General features: G+C 64.3%; 16 protein-coding genes. 10 read left to right on the forward strand and 6 right to left on the reverse strand.

Going from position 1 to position 20,228, the window contains the following annotated elements; translation table 11 throughout:
• Positions 1-13 precede the first annotated feature (13 nt).
• The gene (locus tag ACE2AA_RS13855; RefSeq protein WP_141262029.1) at positions 14-1,081 is read right to left on the reverse strand and encodes a cation diffusion facilitator family transporter; all 1,068 of its coding nucleotides are present in this window, start codon (positions 1,079-1,081) and stop codon (positions 14-16) included.
• Positions 1,082-1,230: 149 nt separating this feature from the next.
• On the opposite strand from ACE2AA_RS13855, the gene ACE2AA_RS13860 reads away from it, so the two are divergent.
• On the forward strand, positions 1,231-2,916 hold the full coding sequence (locus tag ACE2AA_RS13860; protein ID WP_395370171.1) for an NAD(P)/FAD-dependent oxidoreductase: 1,686 nt from the start codon (positions 1,231-1,233) through the stop codon (positions 2,914-2,916).
• A gap of 52 nt (positions 2,917-2,968) precedes the next feature.
• Here the strand turns inward: ACE2AA_RS13860 and ACE2AA_RS13865 are convergent.
• Together ACE2AA_RS13865 and ACE2AA_RS13870 are read right to left on the reverse strand one after the other, a co-directional pair.
• A protein-coding gene (locus tag ACE2AA_RS13865) for an IS5 family transposase (protein WP_395372112.1) occupies positions 2,969-3,720 on the reverse strand; the annotation gives its coding sequence in 2 pieces (ribosomal slippage) (positions 2,969-3,390 and positions 3,390-3,720; 753 coding nt in all).
• Between the two features lie 124 nt (positions 3,721-3,844).
• Positions 3,845-6,094 (reverse strand): primosomal protein N', encoded by a 2,250-nt coding sequence (locus tag ACE2AA_RS13870; RefSeq protein WP_395370173.1) that lies wholly within the window; start codon positions 6,092-6,094, stop codon positions 3,845-3,847.
• A gap of 265 nt (positions 6,095-6,359) precedes the next feature.
• Here ACE2AA_RS13870 and ACE2AA_RS13875 point away from each other — a divergent pair, with 265 nt between their 5' ends.
• The 3 genes from ACE2AA_RS13875 to ACE2AA_RS13885 are packed head-to-tail and all read left to right on the forward strand — an operon-like array spanning position 6,360 to position 9,283.
• On the forward strand, positions 6,360-7,349 hold the full coding sequence (locus ACE2AA_RS13875; RefSeq protein WP_395370175.1) for a tyrosine recombinase XerC: 990 nt from the start codon (positions 6,360-6,362) through the stop codon (positions 7,347-7,349).
• 12 nt (positions 7,350-7,361) lie between these two features.
• On the forward strand, positions 7,362-8,318 hold the full coding sequence (gene pip, locus ACE2AA_RS13880) for a prolyl aminopeptidase (protein ID WP_141262033.1): 957 nt from the start codon (positions 7,362-7,364) through the stop codon (positions 8,316-8,318).
• 8 nt (positions 8,319-8,326) lie between these two features.
• On the forward strand, positions 8,327-9,283 hold the full coding sequence (locus ACE2AA_RS13885) for an aspartyl protease family protein (RefSeq protein WP_141302172.1): 957 nt from the start codon (positions 8,327-8,329) through the stop codon (positions 9,281-9,283).
• A gap of 104 nt (positions 9,284-9,387) precedes the next feature.
• Here the strand turns inward: ACE2AA_RS13885 and ACE2AA_RS13890 are convergent, their stop codons facing one another.
• Positions 9,388-9,870, reverse strand: coding sequence for a hypothetical protein (locus ACE2AA_RS13890; protein ID WP_395370177.1), 483 nt, complete (start codon positions 9,868-9,870; stop codon positions 9,388-9,390).
• 44 nt (positions 9,871-9,914) lie between these two features.
• A complete protein-coding gene (locus ACE2AA_RS13895) occupies positions 9,915-10,253 on the reverse strand; it encodes a P-II family nitrogen regulator (protein ID WP_010507216.1) in 339 nt (112 codons plus the stop codon).
• Positions 10,254-10,458: 205 nt separating this feature from the next.
• Here ACE2AA_RS13895 and ACE2AA_RS13900 point away from each other — a divergent pair, with 205 nt between their 5' ends.
• The 4 genes from ACE2AA_RS13900 (at position 10,459) to ACE2AA_RS13915 (ending at position 15,362) form a co-directional block, all read left to right on the forward strand.
• Positions 10,459-11,691 carry a UbiH/UbiF/VisC/COQ6 family ubiquinone biosynthesis hydroxylase gene (locus ACE2AA_RS13900; protein WP_141262036.1) on the forward strand — a complete coding sequence of 411 codons (1,233 nt, stop codon included), beginning with the start codon at positions 10,459-10,461 and terminating at the stop codon, positions 11,689-11,691.
• 103 nt (positions 11,692-11,794) lie between these two features.
• On the forward strand, positions 11,795-12,604 hold the full coding sequence (gene cysE, locus ACE2AA_RS13905) for a serine O-acetyltransferase (RefSeq protein WP_227002512.1): 810 nt from the start codon (positions 11,795-11,797) through the stop codon (positions 12,602-12,604).
• The gene (locus tag ACE2AA_RS13910) at positions 12,604-13,860 is read left to right on the forward strand and encodes a TIGR03862 family flavoprotein (RefSeq protein ID WP_395370179.1); all 1,257 of its coding nucleotides are present in this window, start codon (positions 12,604-12,606) and stop codon (positions 13,858-13,860) included. Before cysE ends, ACE2AA_RS13910 begins: the two co-directional genes overlap by 1 nt.
• Entirely contained in the window at positions 13,857-15,362 is a 1,506-nt protein-coding gene (locus tag ACE2AA_RS13915; protein ID WP_395370180.1) for a helicase HerA domain-containing protein, read from the forward strand. Before ACE2AA_RS13910 ends, ACE2AA_RS13915 begins: the two co-directional genes overlap by 4 nt.
• 249 nt (positions 15,363-15,611) lie before the next feature.
• Here ACE2AA_RS13915 and ACE2AA_RS13920 read toward each other — a convergent pair whose 3' ends face one another.
• The gene (locus ACE2AA_RS13920; protein ID WP_395370181.1) at positions 15,612-18,554 is read right to left on the reverse strand and encodes a ribonuclease E/G; all 2,943 of its coding nucleotides are present in this window, start codon (positions 18,552-18,554) and stop codon (positions 15,612-15,614) included.
• 183 nt (positions 18,555-18,737) lie between these two features.
• Between ACE2AA_RS13920 and ACE2AA_RS13925 the strand changes: the two genes are divergently transcribed.
• On the forward strand, positions 18,738-19,244 hold the full coding sequence (locus ACE2AA_RS13925) for a hypothetical protein (RefSeq protein WP_395370183.1): 507 nt from the start codon (positions 18,738-18,740) through the stop codon (positions 19,242-19,244).
• Positions 19,216-20,157 (forward strand): N-acetylmuramoyl-L-alanine amidase, encoded by a 942-nt coding sequence (locus ACE2AA_RS13930; RefSeq protein WP_395370185.1) that lies wholly within the window; start codon positions 19,216-19,218, stop codon positions 20,155-20,157. Before ACE2AA_RS13925 ends, ACE2AA_RS13930 begins: the two co-directional genes overlap by 29 nt.
• Positions 20,158-20,228: the final 71 nt, after the last annotated feature.

Here is a 20,228-nt window from a genome sequence, read left to right on the forward strand (position 1 = left end):
GGACTCTTGAAACCTAGACGGTATGGGCGTCGGCAAGGACGCAGTGGTCGGCATCGCCCAGTGTTTCGATCTGGAGAGTGGGGTGGACGATGCCAAAACGTTCACGCAGTTCACGCGCGGCGCGGTTGAGCAGCCCGTCGGGGGCATGGCCGTTTTCACTGGCATTGCGCACCAGGTGGACCGTCAGCGCGGTTTCGGTGGTGCTGATCGGCCAGATATGCAGGTCATGCAGGTCGCACACGCCGGGCAGGGTGCGCAGGAAGGCATCCACCTGGGCTGCGTTGATGCCACGCGGCACGCGGTCCAGCGCCATGTCCAGCGAATCCCGCAACAGCGACCATGTCGCGACGATAATGGACACTGACACGACGAGGCAGATGATGGGGTCGATTCGCAGCCATCCCGTCATCAGGATCAGCCCCCCACCGGCTACTACTGCCAGCGACATAAGTGCATCCGACGCCATATGCAGGAACGCGCCATGCAGGTTCAGGTCGGTTTTCCCGCCGCTTGCGAACAGCATGGCCGTCATCCCGTTGACCGCGATGCCGATGCCTGCCACCACCATGACCGCGACGCCGGCAACCGGGTGCGGATGGATCAGGCGCAGCACGGCTTCCCACATGATGCCGCCGGTCACGACCAGCAGGGCCACCGCGTTGCCAAGGGCGGCGAGGATGGACGACCGGCGCAGCCCGTACGTGAAATTGCGGCTGGGGGAACGGCGCGACAGGATTTCCGCCAGCCAGGCTGCCCCGAGTGCGAGCACGTCCGACAGGTTGTGCCCCGCATCCGCCAGCAGCGACAGCGCATGGCTGCGCACGCCCCACGCCGCTTCCCCGATGACATAGACAAGGTTGAGCGCGATCCCGATGGCAAACGCCCGGCCATAGGATGCAGGCGTGTGGACATGATGGTGGCCAAACAGTCCGCCATGGGCATGCCCGCAGTCATGGTCCGCGTGGTCATGGTCATTATGGTCGTGGCCCGCATGGCCGTTGTGGCTGTGGGTATCATGGCCATGATCGTGGTTATGGTCATGGCTGTCATGGTCGCCATGATTGTGCTGGCACTCACCCATGGGGCAGCATCCATTCAGCAGTGGGATTGAAAGTGTGCCGCCTTCCTAGCAGAAGGTTGCGGCACGTCACCAGCACTTAGCGCATTTTGTGCAGGGGGCCACCGTGATATGGCATCGCCACAGCCCCATTGCCATGGAAACGCGACCCGATGATCCGACTGACCGAACTGCGCCTGCCCATCGACCATGATGACGCTGCCCTGACGCAGGCCGTGGCCGAACGGCTGGGCGTGCCTGTCACGGATATTACGGACATATGCATATTCCGCCGGGGGCATGACGCCCGCCGCAGGCACCGTATCGTGCTGGTCTATACGGTGGACTGCACCGTGCGGGATGAAGCCAGCGTCCTTGCGGCGCATGGCGGCGCGCGTGACATCATGCCCGCCCCCGATACGTCCTATCATTTCGTGGTGGATGATGGACCCGCCATGGCGCGGGGGGCGGGTTTCGTGCGCCCGGTGGTGATCGGTGCCGGGCCATGCGGACTGATGGCGGCACTGGTGCTGGCGCAGATGGGACTGCGCCCGCTGGTGCTGGAGCGTGGCAAGGTGGTGCGTGAGCGTACGGTCGATACCTTTGCCCTGTGGCGCAAATCCATCCTTAACCCTGAAAGTAACGTGCAGTTTGGCGAAGGGGGGGCCGGAACGTTTTCGGACGGCAAGCTGTACAGCCAGGTCAGCGATCCCCGGCATTACGGGCGCAAGGTGCTGACGGAATTCGTGCGCGCGGGCGCGCCGGAGGAAATTCTCTACCTCTCCCGCCCGCATATCGGCACCTTCCGCCTTGTCTCGATGGTGGAACATATCCGTGCCGAGATCGAGGCCCTGGGCGGCGAATACCGTTTTGGCGCGCACGTGACCGATTTCGTGACACAGGGTGATGGCACGGGTGGCCAGCGTATCACTGGCCTGCGGCTGGCGGACGGGGATGAAATTGCGGCAGGCCACGTCGTGCTGGCCATTGGCCACAGTGCGCGTGACACCTTTGAATCCCTGCACACGGCAGGTGTGAACATGGTGGCAAAGCCGTTTTCGATCGGCGTGCGGATCGAACACCCGCAATCCGTCATCAATACCGCGCGTTATGGCCAGCCCGAAACCGTGCCGTTGCTGGGGGCGGCAGATTACAGGCTGGTGCACCATGCGACCAACGGGCGCGGGGTCTATTCGTTCTGCATGTGCCCCGGCGGCACGGTGGTTGCAGCCACGTCGGAGGTCGGGCAGGTGGTGACCAATGGCATGAGCCAGTATTCCCGCGCCGAACGCAACGCCAATGCGGGCATTGTGGTGGGCGTGACACCGGAACGCGATTATCCCGGGGGCCCGCTGGCCGGTATCGCCTTCCAGCGTGAGTGGGAACGCAAGGCGTTCGAGGCTGGCGGCGGCGCCTATTTCGCCCCGGCGCAGACGGTGGGGGATTTTCTTGACGGCAGGCCGTCCACCACGCTGGGCGATGTCGTGCCATCGTACAAACCCGGTGTTACCCCCACCGACCTTGCGCGCTGCCTGCCGGAATTCGCGGTGGCCGCCATGCGGGAGGCATTGCCCGCGTTCGAGCGGAAGATCCCGGGCTTTTCCATGCGGGATGCCGTCATGACGGGGGTGGAAACACGCACGTCCTCCCCCCTGCGCATCCCGCGCGGGGTGGACGGGCAGGGCGTGAACATGCGCGGCCTGTTCCCGGCGGGTGAAGGGGCAGGCTATGCCGGGGGCATCCTGTCGGCGGGAATTGACGGTATCCGCATTGCCGAAGCTGTGGCCCTGTCACTGGCTGGTCGCCCGGTTGAGCAGGCCATGCAGCGCGACATGACGCACGCAACCGATGCGCAGTAAATGAAAACAAATAAAAGTTTTGGGTGAAGCTTTTTTCAGGGCCTGTTGGGAATTATCTTGAATTAATGATTGCGCCAACGAGATAGATCATGGCTTCGAATGATCTGTCTGTTTTTTCGCTGCGCATGGCGATGCGCTTGAACTCCTTGAGCTTGCAGAAGAAGTTCTCAATGAGATGGCGTGCTTTGAACAGGGCCCCATCGAACGGGCGTCTGTCGAGGCGGTTTTTGCGCTGGGGGATGGCCACGCAGGCCCCTTGCGCGCGTATGGCGTCCACGATCCAGTGGACATCGAAAGCCTTGTCAGCAAGAATTCCTTTAAAATCAGCTGGTTCGAGAAGAGGCGCAACGCCGACCGTATCGTAATGCTGGCCGGGGATAAGCGTGAAGCGGACCAGATTACCCAAGGCGTCGGTCATGGCGATGATCTTCGTTGACCACCCCGTTACACTCCGCCCTATCGCCTGGCTTCGGGTCCCCCTTTTGCGCCCTGGCCGTGGCGGTGAACCCGGACCACCGTGCCGTCAATCATCGCGTATTCCATGTCGGGATCATCGGAGACAGCCTCGAAAATCTTCTGGAAAACACCGGCTTTCGTCCAGTCGCTGTAGCGCGAATAAACCGAGTTCCAATGTCCGAAATACGTCGGCAGGTCCCGCCACGGACTACCGGTCCGGGCGATCCACAGGACCGCCTCGATGAAGAGGCGGTTATCCTTCCCGCTGCGTCCCTGATCCGTCTTCTTGCCAAGGCACAGCGGTTCCATTTTCGCCCATTGGGCATCCGTCAGTATGAAGCGATCCATATGGTCTTTGAAACACATCATGGCCCTTTAGAAAACTCAATTCCCAACAGCCCCCAAAAAAGCTTCGGAGAACGCTGCCTTTTTTTAAAAAGGCAGCACCCAAAAACTTCTTTTTTTCAGTTTTTTATAAAAACGAAACCGGATCAATATCCACGTCGATCCGTGCCCCGCGTTCGGGCTTCACGCGCGACAGCCATTCACGCATGATCGGCTGCACCGCGATATTGCGCCGCGCGCGCAGCAGCAGGCGGAAACGGTGCCGCCCGCGCAGGATGGCCAGTGGCGCAGGTGCCGGACCAAGCACCTGCACGCCATCCATCCGGGGCGCATTCTGGCCCAGCGCACGCGCGGTCAGGTCTGCCGCATCGGGCATTTCGGCACTGACGATCAGGGCCGCCAGCCGGCCATAAGGTGGCCAGAAGCCGGGACGGCGCTGTTCGGCTTCCTGTTCCATGAAGCTTGCGAAATCGCCCGATACCAGCGCCTGCATGACCGGGTGGTCAGGCACGTAGCTTTGCAGCAGCACGCGGCCCGGTGCCTCGGCACGGCCCGCGCGGCCCGCGACCTGATGCAACAGCTGCACCGTGCGTTCGGATGCGCGCAGGTCGCCACCGCCCAGGCCCAGATCTGCATCCACGATTCCCACCAGCGTCAGGTGCGGGAAATGCCAGCCCTTGGCCACGATCTGCGTGCCGATCACAAGGTCGATCTCGCGCCGTGCTATGCGCTCGACGGCGGCGGCGGTGGCCGCGGGACCATTGAGCGTATCGCTGGCCATGACCAGTATCCGCGCATCGGGGAAGGTGGCGCGTGCTTCTTCGGTTATCCGCTCCACGCCGGGGCCGATGGGGGTCAGACTGTCGGCATCGGCGCATTTGGGGCAGGTCTGGGGAATGGGTTCGTCATACCCGCAATGGTGGCAGGTCAGGATATGGCGCGCGCGGTGTTCCACCAGCCACGCGGTGCAGTTGGGGCACTGCATGCGGTGGCCACAGGTGCGGCACAGCGTCAGCGGCGCGTAGCCCCGGCGGTTGAGGAACAGCATCGCCTGTTCCCCGCGCCCGATCGCATCATTGATCGCACCCGTCAGCACAGGCGACAGGAACAGCCCGCGTTCAGGCGGGTCCGCGCGCATGTCCAGCGTTTCCACATCGGGCATGCTGGCATTACCGTGGCGTGCGCCCAGCTTCAGGTGCCGGTAACGGCCCGCGCCGACATTGGCGAGACTTTCAAGACTGGGGGTGGCCGAGACCAGCACGACGGGCGCGCTGCTCATGCGCGCGCGGACCACCGCCATGTCGCGGGCGTGGTAGGTCACGCCATCTTCCTGTTTGAAGGCGGTTTCGTGCTCCTCATCAACAATAATCAGGCCAAGCTGGTGAAAGGGCAGGAACAGCGCCGACCGCGCGCCGACCACCACCCGTGCCGTGCCGTCGGCTACCGCCCGCCATGTTACCCGGCGCAGGCGCGATCCAAGGTCGGAATGCCACAGGGCGGGTTCCGCGCCAAAGCGGCGGGCAAACCGCCCGGTCCACTGGGCCGACAGCGCAATTTCCGGCAGCAGCACCAACGCCTGCCGTCCGGCGGCGATACAGGCGGCTATGGCTTCCATGTAAATCTCGGTCTTGCCGGACCCGGTTACCCCTTCCAGCAGGGTGATGGAAAAGCCATCTTCCGCCACGCGGGCGCGCAGTTCGGTGGCGACCGCCGCCTGATCGCCCTCCAGCACCGGGGGGCAATGCGTGGGATCGGGAATACTGAAGGGCGGTGGCGGGGCGATTTCAATCGCCTGCAATGCGCCCGCCTGCGCCAGTCCGCGTATGACGGCAGCGCCCACGCCTGCCCGGCGGGCCAGTTCCGTGGTGGTCAAGGGCGGGCCTTCGGCAGCGGTATCCAGCACTTTCCGCCTTGCGGGTGTCAGGCGCAGGTCCGCAGACAACGCCGGGGCAGCTACCCACCCGGAGGCAGGACGCGGCAGCGGGGCCAGCGCATTGGCCCGTAACGCCATGGCCAGCACCATGCCCGGCGGCGACAGGGTATAGGCCGCCACCCAGTCCACGAACTGTCTCAACTGCGCGGGCAGGGGCGGCAGGTCAAGACGGGCTACCACGGGTTTCAGGCGCGCTGTCGCCACTTCCTTTTGGGGTGGGGGGGTAAATTCGGGCGGCAGGCGGGATGTCGCGTCCCATACCACGCCCGTTTCGGTGCGGCGCCCCAGTGGGACGCTTACGATGTCACCAGGCCGCACATCGGCCAGACGGGGCGGTAGCAGGTAGTCCAGCGGCCCGGCAAAAGGCAGGGTCAGCATGACCCGCACCCGACCATCAACAGGGGTGGGCAGCAGGTCCGGTTGTGAAGGATTGCGATGCGGCATGTGTTTTTCTACCGTCAGGCATCGTCCGTGTCTTGTCCATCATTTGCGCATGGCGCACACACCGTCATAAGAAACTGTGTGAAAGGCCTGTCTTTCAGACATCCTGCAATCATGAGGAAGTTTTTGGTGAAGCTTTTTCCAGAAAGCTTCGAAAAACAGTATCTTGTTGAAAAAAGGTAGCGCCTGGACACTTTTCTTATTTTTATCATCGCGTTTTTCAAGAAAGTTCCGGGTTACATGGCAGCAGGATGAAAGGGTGCAGGACATGATGGCAACCGAAGCACGTGACGCCTTCCTGCAATGGATGGAAACCGAACGCCGTGCCTCTGCCCTGACGCTTACGGCCTATCGGGGGGATCTGGACCGGTTTCTTGCGTTCCTGACCATGCATCTGGGCGCGGAACCGGATATGGGGACGCTGGCGGGCCTGTCGCTGGCCGACCTGCGTGCGTGGCTTGCCCATGAACATGCCATGGCTCTGAGCGGCCGCCGCCCCACCACGCAGGATCGTGCCGCGCGGACACGGGCACGCCGGGTTTCGGCGCTGCGGTCCTTTTACCGTTATCTTGCGCGTTACCATGGTGTCGATAACCCCGCGCCGGGCCTGCTGGCAACGCCGCGCACGCGCCGCCCGCTGCCCCGCCCGCTGCCACAGGCACAGGCGCTGGAGGTGCCCGAAGGGGTATCGGACATCGCCCGTACCCCCATGGCGCAGGTGCGCGACGGGGCGCTGTTCATGCTGCTGTATGGATGTGGCCTGCGTATTTCCGAAGCCCTGACGCTGGATGTACGCGATCTGGATCAGGCCCGCACCCTTGGTGATGGCGCGAAAGGCGACGGCGTGCTGCGCATACGCGGCAAAGGTGGCAAGGAGCGCATGGTGCCCGTGCTGCCACAGGTCATGCAGGCCCTTGCGCGCTGGCGGGGCGTGCATCCGTTGCCGCAGCCCGATGCGCCGCTGTTCGTGGGCGTGCGTGGTGGCCGCCTGCAGGCGGGTATTGCCCAGCGCGCCATGCGGACATGGCGACACATGGCGGGCCTCCCCGACCATGCAACCCCGCATGCGCTGCGGCATTCCTTCGCCACCCACCTTATGGAAGGTGGCGCCGACCTGCGCGTGATACAGGACCTGCTGGGCCATGCCAGCCTGTCCACCACACAGCGTTATACGCTGGCGGACGAAGCCAGGCTTATGGATGTCTGGACACGTGCGCATCCCCATGCCACCGATACCCCGCCCGATACTGCACGATGAACAGGATTGCCCATGTCCCAGCGGTTCCCCTATCCCCCGATCGCCCCCTACGATCACGGCTGGCTTGATACGGGCGAGGGACACCGCATTTACTGGGAGCTGTGCGGCAATCCCGATGGCATCCCGGTGGTCTTCCTGCATGGTGGTCCCGGCGGCGGCTGTTCGGCCTTCCAGCGCCAGATGTTCGACCCCGCGCTATACCGCATCCTGCTGTTTGACCAGCGTGGCTGCGGGCGATCAACCCCGCATGCATCACTGGTCAACAACACGACATGGCATCTTGTGGCCGATATCGAACGGCTGCGTATCATGACCGGTGCGGAAAAATGGATGGTGTTCGGCGGGTCGTGGGGGTCCACGCTGGCGCTGGCCTATGCACAGACACATCCCGACCATGTCAGCGCTCTGGTGCTGCGCGGTATCTTCACCCTGCGCCGGGCGGAACTGCTGTGGTATTATCAGGACGGTGCATCATGGCTGTTTCCTGACCTGTGGGAACAGTTTGTAGCACCTATACCCCCGGCTGAACGTGGCGACCTGATGGCGGCCTATCACCGCCAGCTGACCGGTCCTGATGCGGATGTGCAGATGAAGGCCGCCATTGCGTGGAGTGTATGGGAAGGGCGCACCATTACCCTGCGTCCTGCGTCCGATACCATCATCCAGCATGCCGACCCGCGTTACGCGCTGGCCTTTTCACGTATCGAAAATCATTATTTCATCAATGCCGGATGGCTGGACGAAGGCCAGCTTGTCCGTGATGTGGGGCGTATCCGCGATATTCCCGCCGTCATCGTGCAGGGACGGTATGATGTCACGACGCCCATGCGCACTGCATGGGACCTGCACCGCGCGTGGCCCGAAGCGGATTTCCGGATTGTCGATACGGCCGCCCACGCCATGACTGAGCCGGGTATCCTGTCCGCCCTGCTGGATGCAACCGACACCATGGCCGGGCGACTGGCGTAGTGGCCAGAATGCGTACATGGCTTGCGACATGGGGCATTGCCGCAGCCCTTTTGGGCTGCGGGGCGCCGGTGACATCGGCCATGGCAGCACAGGATACCGTGCCGCGCCTGTGTAACCATGAACGCGTGGCCCAGGTGCCGCTGCGTGATGACGGGGGTTACCTGTCCATTGTCATAAGCATTGCGGGCCATGACCTCAGCGCGCTGGTGGATACGGGATCGGATGGCGGGCTGCTGACACCTGACATGGTCGGTTACCTGCGGCTGCGGCTTGATCCCGACCATGAAACCATCATCCATGGCACGGGCGGGACGGCGCAGGCGACGCCGAACGCCCTGGTGCCGGACCTGCGGGTGGGGAATGTCGATTTCGGCGCACGTTCGGTGCCGGTGGGCGAACTGCCGGGACAGCCGATGATCCATCCACCCGTGGCGGGGCTGCTGGGCGGAGATATCCTGTCGCGCTTCGATCTGGATATGGATGTACCCGGTGGCATGCTGACATTATGGAACATTCAGCATGGTTCCATGGCCTGCGCGCCGCCACCGGCATGGGACGGACCGTATGAAACCGTGCCGCTGCGCAGGCAGGACAACCGTTTCCTGCTGGAAGTCAGGCTGGATGGCAGGCCGGTTACGGCATTGCTGGACAGTGGCGCGCGGTCGCGCATTGTCTCGCCAGAAGTCGCACGTCGCGCCGGTGTCAGCCAGTCACAGCTTGACCGCGATCCCGGCGGCGTGACCGCAAGCGTGGACGGGCACAGGGATATCTATCACTGGCACCGTTTTGACAGCCTGCAGGTCGGTCATGAACTGGAGCGCAATGTCACGTTGACCGTGGCCCCCCTGCGCGAACATCTGGAAATGCTGCTGGGGTCGGACTGGTTTGCCACCCACCGGGTGTGGATATCCTATGCCACGAACCAGATTTTCATCCGGCCCGCGCCACGGCAGGTCACCAGATAAGGGATGAATTGAAAAACAGGCTGTTTTCAAGCAGTCCCTAAACAAATCAGGCCCGGCATGCTCTGCCGGGCCTGAGATATAACCGTCGGGGGTGATCGGGTGGATCAGCCCTTCAGCTTGGCGTTGCATACGCTGTAATAGCCGCCGCCCTTCTGGATCCAGCGCAGGCCGCCATTGGCGTTGGCGGCCTTGTTGGCGTTGTACTGGTCAAGGCAGGTGTGCATGCGGGCCTTGCCCGCAGCTTCCTTGCTGTATTTCGCGGAAATGGCGTCGGGAAGCGTTGCACTGGTGGATACGGGGGCCGCAGCTGGGGCCGCAGCCTTGGGGGCGGGTGCTGCTGGTGCCGCGACGGGGCTGGCTGCGGGGGCAGCCGTTTCGGCGGTCCTGGTATCCGCGTTGGCGGCGTCACCGCACTGGGCGGTCTTGAAATCCTTGTAGCTCTGCCCGTTCAGCGTGCCTGCGGTGCGGGCTGTAGTGAACTTCTGGTGGCATGACTTGGAGGTTTCGCGGGCGTGTGCCGCACCGGTGGACAGTGCGAGGGCGAGTACGGACGCGGTTGCGACCTTGAAACGGAAGGATGTGGCCATGGAGTGGGTCGGTCCTGAAATGATGGTTGTAAAAAAAAGAGAGGTTACAGGGCGCTGTCGCCCGTTTCCCGCGTGCGGATGCGGATGACGCTGTCGAGGGGGGAGATGAAGATCTTGCCATCGCCGATCTTGCCAGTGTGGGCGGCTTCCAGAATCGTTTCCACCGCCTGTTCCACCAGATCGTCGGTCACGGCGACCTCGATCTTGATCTTGGGCAGGAAGCTGACGTGGTATTCCGCCCCGCGATAGATTTCGGTCTGGCCTTTCTGTCGGCCAAAGCCCTTGACTTCCGATACGGTCAGCCCCTGTATCCCCAACGGGGTCAGGGCCTCACGCACATCGTCGAGCTTGAAAGGCTTGATGATGGCTGTGACAAGCTTCATCTCACCGCGTCTCCATTCTGCTGTCCGGCCGGGCTGACCGTGTGTGAAAGATAAAGTAACATCCCGTCTATACCCTGATCGGGTGATGCATGTCATCCGCCTTGGCTTACCTGATGTGTTAAGCGCGCTTGTGCCTGCCCCGTGGAGGGGCGTAAATCCGGCAGGCTTGCCGTCCCTGCCCGCACGGGCCAGAACAGGAAACGAAATGACCGCGAACATGCCATCCCACACCGCGCCCGGACCGCTTGAGGTCGATGTCTGCATCGTGGGGGCGGGGCCGGTGGGTGCGACACTTGCCTGCCGTCTTGCCGCTGATGGCATGAAGGTGGCGATCATCGACCGTGCGGCCCTGCCGCCGATGGAACATCCCGCCTTCGATGGCCGCGCCTATGCCATCGCCGCAGGTTCGCGCCGCCTGCTGGAAGAAGCCGGCGTGTGGCAGCGCCTGCCCATGGAATCGTGCGACATACGCGAAATCCGCGTGACCGATGGCAGGCCGGGGCAGCCGCCCTCTCGCCTGTTCCTTGAATTCGGGCGTGGCGATGCCGACCAGCCCTTCGGTGCCATGATCGAGGCGCGTGCCCTGCGCGTGGCGCTGAATGCGTCATTGCACGCAACGCCCGGCCTGCATGTTTTCGCCCCTGACGAAGGGGTCGTGACGCGCAGCCCCGATGGCGCGGTGATCCGCACCACCAGCGGTCGTGTCATCCACGCACGCCTGGTGGTCGCGGCCGAAGGACGGCGCAGCCCGCTGCGTGACCAGGCCCGCATTACGGTTACGCGCCTGCCCTACAACCAGTGTGGCATCGTGTGCGCCGTGGCCCATGAACGCCCGCATGAAGGCCGCGCGCTGGAACATTTTCTGCCCGCCGGTCCGTTCGCGCAACTGCCCATGGCGGGAACGGCCGAACATCCCAACCTGTCCGCCCTTGTCTGGACCGAAAGCGAGAAGGTCGCCCACCGTCTGGCCGACCTGCCACATGACGCGTTTGCGCACGAAATCCGCCGTCGCATGGGCGACGACTGGCTGGGTGCCATCAACCCGGTGGGGCGGCGGTGGGTCTATCCGCTTTCCGCGCAGTACGCGCAGCGTTATATTGATACGCGTCTCGCCCTGGTGGGGGATGCGGCGCATGGTATCCACCCCATCGCGGGGCAGGGGCTGAACCTCGGTTTCCGTGACGTGATTGCCATGGCCGATATCCTGGGCCGCGTGCATGCCGGCGGTGGGGATGTGGGGGCTGCGGATGTGCTGCGCACGTATCAGGCCCGCTGCCGTCCCGCCAACATGCTCATGCTGGTGGCGACCGATGCGCTGGAACGCCTGTTCGGCAATGATAACCCGGTCCTGCGTCTGGCGCGTGACGTGGGGCTTGCGACCGTCAACCGCATCACCCCGCTGCGCCGCAGCTTTGCCCGGCACGCCATGGGCCTGTAAAACGGAGATCGCGACGATTAACAGGCCCAAGGGCCGGAACGGATGGCTTATGTCTGAAAAGCAGCCTGCTGGCATTCCCATGGATACACGCACACGCCCCGTCATGCCGCCAACACTGGGGCATGTGGACCCCATTGCGCTGTGGCAGGAAATCGTGAACGGCGCGTGCGGGTGCAATGACCCGCTGGTCAAGGGGCTGCTGGCTACCGGCATCCGCAACCATGCGTCCTTCCGCTGTGCGCTGGCCGCCCTGATCGGGCGCAAGCTGGGGGACCGTTCGGTGGCGGATGACGCACTGGCCGAACTGGTGAGCGAGGTATTTGATGCCGACCCCGATATCGTCAGTGCGGCGGCGGCGGACCTTGTGGCCATTCGTGAACGTGACCCGGCCACGGCCAATTACGTCACCCCTTTTCTGTTCTTCAAGGGGTATCACGCGGTGCAGAGCTACCGCGTGGCGCACTGGCTGTGGCACAACAACCGCAGCTACCTTGCCCTGCACCTGCAAAGCCGGTGTTCTGAACTGTTCGCCGTCGACATCCATCCCGCGGCACGGCTGGGACGGCGTATCCTGCTGGACCACGGCACGGGTATCGTCATAGGCGAGACCTCGGTTCTGGAAGATGACGTGTCCCTGCTGCAGGGCGTGACCTTGGGCGGTACCGGCAAAAACGTGGGCGACCGCCACCCCAAGGTGCGCCGTGGCGTGCTGATCGGGGCCGGGGCCAAGATCCTGGGCAATATCGAAATCGGCGAGGGGGCGAAGGTTGGCGCTGGCTCCATCGTGCTGGAATCCGTGCCGGCCTATACCACCGTGGTGGGTAATCCGGCCCGTATCGTGGGCACGCGGCATTCCAGCCTGCCAGCCTTCACCATGGACCAGATGCTGCCGCCGATCGATTATATCATCTGATGACCGAATTCGTTTTCAGGCCACATGTGGCGGTCATTGGCGGCGGCCCCGCAGGCCTTGCCGCAGCCGAAATCCTGTCCGCTCACGGGTGTGGCGTCAGCGTGGTGGAACAGATGCCTACCATGGGGCGCAAGCTGCTCATGGCCGGGCGGGGCGGCCTCAACCTGACCCATTCCGAACCGGCTGATGCTTTTGCCGCCCGTTACGGTAATGCCCGCCCGATGATGGAACGCGCCCTGCGGGCCTTTACCCCGCAGGACATGGTGCGGTGGGCCGAAGGACTGGGCCAGCCCTGCTTTACCGGTAGCAGCGGACGTATCTTTCCCCGCGCCATGAAGGCATCGCCGCTGTTGCGGGCATGGCTGGCGCGGCTTGCCGCAGGCGGCGTGCGGCTGCTGACGCGCCACCGCTGGGATGGGTGGGACGTGGATGGCAGGCTGCTTGTATCAGGCCCCGGTGGTCCGGCGTCGTGGCGGGTTAACGCCACGGTACTGGCGTTGGGTGGCGCAAGCTGGGCGCGGCTGGGATCGGATGGCGCATGGCGGGAACGTCTGCTGGGGCTGGGTGTTGATGTCACGTCCTTTGCCCCTGCCAATTGTGGCTTCGTAACCGGGTGGAGTGATCCGTTCACCGCCCGCTTTGCCGGCACGCCGCTGCGGGGCATTGCGCTTACGCTGGATGGCGCTGACACGGTGCGGGGTGAGGCCGTGGTGACCGGCACGGGGATTGAAGGCGGCGCGGTCTATGCCCTGTCGGCTGCGATTCGCGACCGGATCGCCCGTGACGGCCATGCGCAGGTCCATATCGACCTGCGGCCTGCGCTGGATGTGGCGGAAATCGCCACCCGCATCGCCCGCGTGCGCTCGCGTGAAAGTCTGTCCAACACATTGCGCAAGGCGCTGCGATTGCCGCCCGTGGCTGTTGCCCTGCTGCGTGAAGGGAAGGAAGGACCACCGCCGCGTGATTCCGCAGCCCTTGCCCGTCTGGTCAAGGCCGTGCCAGTGGTGCTGCGTGCGCCGGCGGCACTGGACCATGCCATTTCGGTGGCGGGGGGAATCGCGTGGTCCGCGCTGGATGATCACTTCATGCTGCGCGCGCTGCCCGGCGTTTTCGCCGCCGGTGAAATGCTGGACTGGGAGGCGCCTACCGGCGGGTACCTGTTGCAGGGCTGTGTTGCGACCGGCCGCATGGCGGGGCAGGGCGCATGGGAATGGTTGCGTGACTCGCAGCGCGGGCGGTATCCGTCAGCGCCATGAGTGTTGCAATCACGATTGGTGAACGGCGCGGGGCCATGGCGACGGATGCCCCCGTGACGATGGATCTGGCGGAACTGCTGTCTACCCGCCTGCTGGTGCAGGGCAATTCCGGGTCGGGCAAGTCGCACCTGCTGCGCCGCCTGCTGGAACAGTCCGCGCGTATGGTGCAGCAGGCGATCATTGACCCCGAAGGCGATTTTGTCAGCATAGCCGAACGTTACGGCCATCTGGTCATTGATGCGGCCGAACATACCGAAGCCGCCCTGCAGGCGGCGGGTGAGCGGATGCGCATGCACCGGGCCTCCGTCGTGCTGAACCTTGAAGGCGTGGACGCGGAGGTGCAGATGCGTCGTGCCGCCGCCTTCCTCGGCGGTATGTTCGAGGTGCCGCGCGATTACTGGTACCCCGTGCTGGTCGTGGTGGATGAAGCCCAGCTTTTTGCGCCTGCGGCGGCGGGCGAGGTATCGGACGAGGCACGTCGGGCATCACTGGGCGCCATGACCAACCTCATGTGCCGTGGGCGCAAGCGGGGACTGGCCGGGGTGATTGCGACCCAGCGCCTGGCCAAGCTGGCGAAGAATGTCGCGGCCGAAGCCTCGAACTTCCTCATGGGCCGCACCTTTCTCGATATCGACATGATGCGTGCTGCCGATCTGCTGGGTATGGAACGGCGGCAGGCCGAGAGTTTCCGCGATCTGGAGCGGGGATATTTCGTGGCCCTTGGCCCCGCCGTATCGCGCAGACCGCTGGCGGTGAAGATCGGCCCGGTGGAAACCGAAAGCCGCTCGGCCGGTCCCACACTCATGCCGTTCGAGCCGGTACCTGCGGGTGATGAGATCCGTGAACTGATCCTGACCCCCGTGCCTGAACGCGAAATCCCCGCCCGCCCCCCGCGCAGCTTCAGTCCGCCACCCGATATCCTGTCGCAGCTTGCCGCCCACGCCGAAACCGCGACCGTGGACACAGTGGAAGAAGAACCGGATGTCCCACCTGTGGACGCGGCGGCCCAGAGGCTGCGCTTCATCGAGATCCTGAGTGATATCCTGCGCGACGAGGATGCGGGTTTTCGTCCCGTGCATGTGCTGTATCAGGATTTCCTTGTCCGCTGCCGGATCGAGGGTATGGGACGCGACGCGCTGGACATGCCGCGCTTCCGCCGCCTTCTGGCGGTGGCCAAGGCCGGGGTAGACGCCCAGACCGCGGAAAGCGGGCAGTGGCGGCAGGCTGAACAGATGGCAGGCGTGCTGCCTGATGATGTACAGGGTATTTTCCTGCTGATTGCCCGCGCCGCCCTGCATGGCGAGCCCTGCCCGTCCGACAGCCTGATTGCCCGTACCTATGGCACCCATTCGCTGGGTCGCGCCCGGCGGCAACTGGCCTATCTGGAGGAGCAGAACATGATCGTCCTGCGTAATGACGGGCTGGGCCGCCGTAGCGCCGCCATTATCGGCCCGGGCTGGGAAACCGCCCCTGCGATGCCGGATGGAAATGGTGAAAAATAATAAAAGTTTTAGGTGAAGCTTTTTTCAGGAAGTTTCGAAGAACGCTGCCTTTGTGGGAAAGGCGATACCCGGAAACTTTTATTTTTATCAATATGTTGTTTTGAAAAAGCCTTATCAGGCCAAGCCAAAGCCTGCTGCCTGTCGTGTGTATGAAGCGATGGACCGGTTTCCGGCAGGGATGCCGGGCCAATAAAAAACCCTGCCTTCTTGCGAAGGCAGGGTTTTCTGTTTTTGGCGGGCTGAGGCTGCTCAGCGCTTCCACCATCCCGTCCGACGGTGCGTGGTCGGGGTGGCGTCCACGTCGATCGGGGCGGGGGCGGTATCCGCCGTGGGTTCGGTTCCCTCATCGGCCTTCTTGCGGCGCCGACGGGTCGCCGTCGCCGTCGTGGTCGTGACCGTCTTGCGGGTTGTGGTCCGTTTTTTCGGGGCCGGCTTTGCAGCCTTTTCCGGTGCGGTTTCCGCCGTTTCGGTTACGGTTTCCACAGGGGCCGCTTCCGTCGCGGGTTCAGCCTTCTTGCGGCGCGTGGTGCGACGACGCTTGGGGGCTTCTTCCGTAACCGTAGCTTCGGCTTCGGTCGTGGCGGGTGTTTCCACCGCCGGTTCCTCGGCCTTGTCCGCAGCCTTTGCCGCCGTGCGGGTGGTGCGGCGGCGCGTGGTGGCCGTCGTGCCCGTGCTGCGGCTGGCCGCACGCTTGCGCGCGGGCTTGGCGGGGGCGGCTTCCTCGGTTGCCGGCTCTTCTGCCGGTTTCGCTTCGGCTTCCGTTACCGGGGTTTCAGCCTCTACGGCCGTATCAGCGGCCTTGCGGCGTGTGCTGGTACGGCGCGTGGTGGTCGTGCCAGCACGGCGGCGGCGTGGCTTGGGCGCTTCTTCCGCTGCCGGTTCCGCAGGTGCGGGGGCGGCTTCGGGTTCCACGACAGGGGTTGCTGCCTCGGCGACCGGGGCGGGTGTGGCCTCGGCTTCCTGTGCTGCCGGTGCCGCCTCGTTTTCCACCGGGGTGGCGCGACGGCGCGTGCGGCGACGCGTACGGCGCGGCTTGGCGCTTTCTTCCTCGGCCACCGGAGCGGCTTCTTCCACTTCGACCACGACCGGATCGGCTTCCACAACCACTTCGCTGGGTGCGGTCGTCTGTTCGATCACGTCAAAGATGTCGATGATCGCATCGCCATACGGATCGGCCGGGGTAGGACCACGATAGGCTTCACGCGGTGCGGGTTCAGGCGCGGGTGTGGAGGCTGCGACCGGAGCGGGTGCTTCCTGTGCCGTATCCTCGGTTGCCTGTGTCTGGGTGCCCTGCGCTGCGGTGCCATTGCCACGACGGCGACGGCGGCGACGGCGGCGACGACGGCGACGATGGTCGGTGCCTGACGCGATATCCTCGTCCTCTTCCGTGCTGGTCGGGGCCTCGGGGGCGGCGTCGGTCACGGGCGGTTCGGCCTGGATCTGGATTTCACGCACATGACTGGTTTCAGCCGGGGCCTGTTCGACTACGGGCGCGTCAAAGCGGGCCGTCTGCTGGCGCACGCGCTCGATCTTGCATTCCTGCGGCTGCAGGGCAGCGTCGGGTGCGAAGGCAACCTGCATCTTGTGCCGGGTTTCGATTTCTGACAGCCAGCTGCGCTTGTGGTTGAGGATGTAGAAGGCGATTTCCGGTGCGACGCCCACGGAAATTTCCGCGGCCTTGCGCTGCATGCCCTCTTCCTCGATCGCGCGCAGCACATGCAGCGCCGAGCTTTCGATCCCGCGCACGATGCCGGTGCCCTGACAGTGCGGGCAGGGCATGAAGGCGGATTCGGCAATGGAGGGACGAAGGCGCTGGCGCGACATTTCCAGCAGGCCGAAATGCGAGATCTGGCCCACCTGGATGCGCGCGCGGTCGGTGCGCAGCGCGTCCTTCAGCTTCCGCTCGACCATGCCGTTGTGCTTGCGGCTTTCCATGTCGATGAAGTCGATGACGATCAGGCCGGCCAGATCGCGCAGGCGCAACTGGCGGGCGACTTCCTCGGCGGCTTCGAGGTTGGTGCGCAGCGCAGTTTCCTCGATATTGCGCTCACGCGTGGCGCGGCCCGAGTTCACGTCGATCGCAACCAGCGCCTCGGTCTGGTTGATGACCAGATAGCCACCTGACTTCAGCTGTACGGACGGCGAAAGCATGGAATCCAGCAGTCCCTCCACCTTGTAATGGGAGAACAGGGTCTGTTCATGGTCCTGCCACAGCCGCACCTTCTGCGCGTTCTGGGGCATGAGCATGCGCATGAACTCACGCGCGGACTTCCAGCCCGGCTCGCCATCGATCAGGATTTCGCCCACTTCGCGCGTATAGATGTCGCGGATGGCGCGCTTGATCAGGCTGGCTTCTTCATAGATCAGCGCGGGTGCGACCGATTCCAGCGTGTGCTGGCGGATGTCGTCCCACAGGCGCAGCAGGTATTCGCAGTCGCGCATGATTTCGGCGCGCGGGCGCTGGGCGCCGGCGGTGCGCACGATCATGGCCATGCCGCGCGGGATCTGCAGTTCGGTAATGATGTCACGCAGGCGACGGCGGTCGGTAACCGACGTGATCTTGCGTGATACGCCCCCGCCACGCAGCGAGTTGGGCATCAGCACGCAGTAACGGCCCGCCAGCGATACGTATGTGGTCAGCGCGGCACCCTTGTTGCCGCGTTCTTCCTTGACCACCTGCACCAGCAGGATCTGGCGGCGGCGGATGACTTCCTGGATCTTGTAGTTGCGCAGGAAGCGCGCGATGCGGCGCTGGGCCTGTGCTTCGTCGCCGGTGTCGTTTTCACCGCCCACGGTTTCGGGCTCGTCGCCTTCCTCGCCGGTCGGGGCGTCGGCCTCGTCCTCGGCGCGGGGGGCGTCTTCTTCCTCGTCATCACGCGCGCGGCGTTCTTCTTCCGCGCGGCGTTCCTCTTCCTGCAGCGCCAGCAGCTTTTCGCGGTCGGCTACGGGTATCTGGTAATAGTCGGGGTGGATTTCGCTAAAGGCGAGGAACCCGTGGCGGTTGCCGCCGTAATCCACGAACGCAGCCTGCAGGCTGGGTTCCACGCGGATAACCTTGGCCAGATAGATGTTGCCCTTGAGCTGCTTCTTGGATGCAGCTTCAACATCGTAATCTTCCAGGTGGTTACCATCCATCACGACCACGCGGGTTTCTTCCGCGTGGGTCGTGTCGATCAGCATGCGTTTGCTCATAAATAGGCGCACTCCGGTATGTCACGTTCCGGCATCCGGGCTGCGCGCGCGATCCGTGGCGGCAGGGGGAGGCAGGGGGAACGGACAGAAACATAAAAAAACAGGCGACCGGACCCGGACGGAACACCACCGCGCGGCGCGCGGGCGGACAGGCCATGTCTGCCCTGCGGATGCGGCGTATTCGTGCCGCCCGCGGCGGGGCATGGTGTCATCGCATGTGCGGCGGAAACCCGCGTGGTGTTCAATCCATCCTCGGTCATGGCTGGGGAGGGCGCGGCCCGGCCTGATTGCCGGGGCGGGACCTTCCGTATCGACTGGTATGCCATCCGGTTTCCTGTCGATGGGGAACACCGGCGCGGCAGCGTCAGGTCGTGCGTGGCATCTGCCCCCACGCCGTGGCGTGGCCGGTATGAAAGGCCGGTAAGCGTATGCCGCGCATGCATGATGCATGCCGGATGGAGAAAGTCATGCCAGCTGGCATCGGGCCGTTTCGGACATGCCCGCAAGGCAGCCGGACTTGGCGTGGTCCATCACGGCTGGGCAGCATGGCGCAATGAATCCATTCCTGCAAGGGGCCTTGCGTTTATCCCGCTGACTGCCAGCCCGTACGGTGATAAGGAAAGCGGACAGACCCGTAACTGTTTTGACCGGAACAAGATGCATGCCCAAAGGCCGGCCGGATGGAAATGATGCCCTGCAGTCAATGTCACGGCACGATGGTGCAGGCGTGCCCGATCTGACGCGGCGCATGCTGGTGGGCGGGCTGGCGGGGCTTGCGCCCACGACGGCACTGGCGCGGGTTGTGGCGCATGTCCCGGTCCATGCCGGGGCCACACATCATGCCGCCCACGTGGCGCATGCGCCGCTGCATGCTCCCGCCATTGTCGGCCGGGCCGCCCCGCCGAAGCCACTGGTCATGCTGGACCCCGGCCATGGCGGCAAGGACCCCGGCGCGATCGGCGTTTCCGGGACATATGAAAAGCATGTGGCGGAAGCAGCGGCCAGCGAACTGCAGCGCCAGCTGGAAGCCAGCGGGCGCTACCGTGTTGCGATGACCCGCGCGGATGACCGCTTCATCCCGCTGGAAGGCAGGGTGGACATCGCCCATACCCACAAGGCGTCGCTGTTCATATCCATGCATGCCGATGCCCTGACCAACCGCGCCGTGCGCGGGGCCAGTGTCTATACCCTGTCGTCAAAGGCGTCGGACCGGCAGACCGCCATGCTGGCGCAGACGGAAAACAGCGCCGACCGCTATGGCGGCCCGCAGGTGCACGCGGATTCGCCCGAAGTGCAGGAAATCCTCGCCAGCCTCGTGACCGAGGAAACGCGCCACGGCGCCGCCCACATGGCCAGCAGTATCGTCACATCCTTCCGTCCGCGCATCGGGCTGTTGCAGCACCCGTCGCGGCATGCCTCGTTCGTGGTGCTGAAATCGGCCGATATCCCTTCCGTGCTGGTGGAGATGGGGTTCATGTCCAACCATATGGACGAGGCAGCCCTGCGGCAGGCGGCCCACCGCATGGTGGTGGCGGGGGCGATGGTGCAGGCGATCGACCGCTATTTCGCGACCGACAGCATGGTGACCCATGCCACGGGCTGAAATGGCGCATGGCGGTCCGTCCGTCCATCCGCGTGATGGTGCGGGCGTGCTTTTACGGTTGCAATCAGGGT

This window comes from Komagataeibacter diospyri, assembly GCF_043995075.1.
Classification (GTDB): Bacteria; Pseudomonadota; Alphaproteobacteria; order Acetobacterales; family Acetobacteraceae; genus Komagataeibacter; species Komagataeibacter diospyri.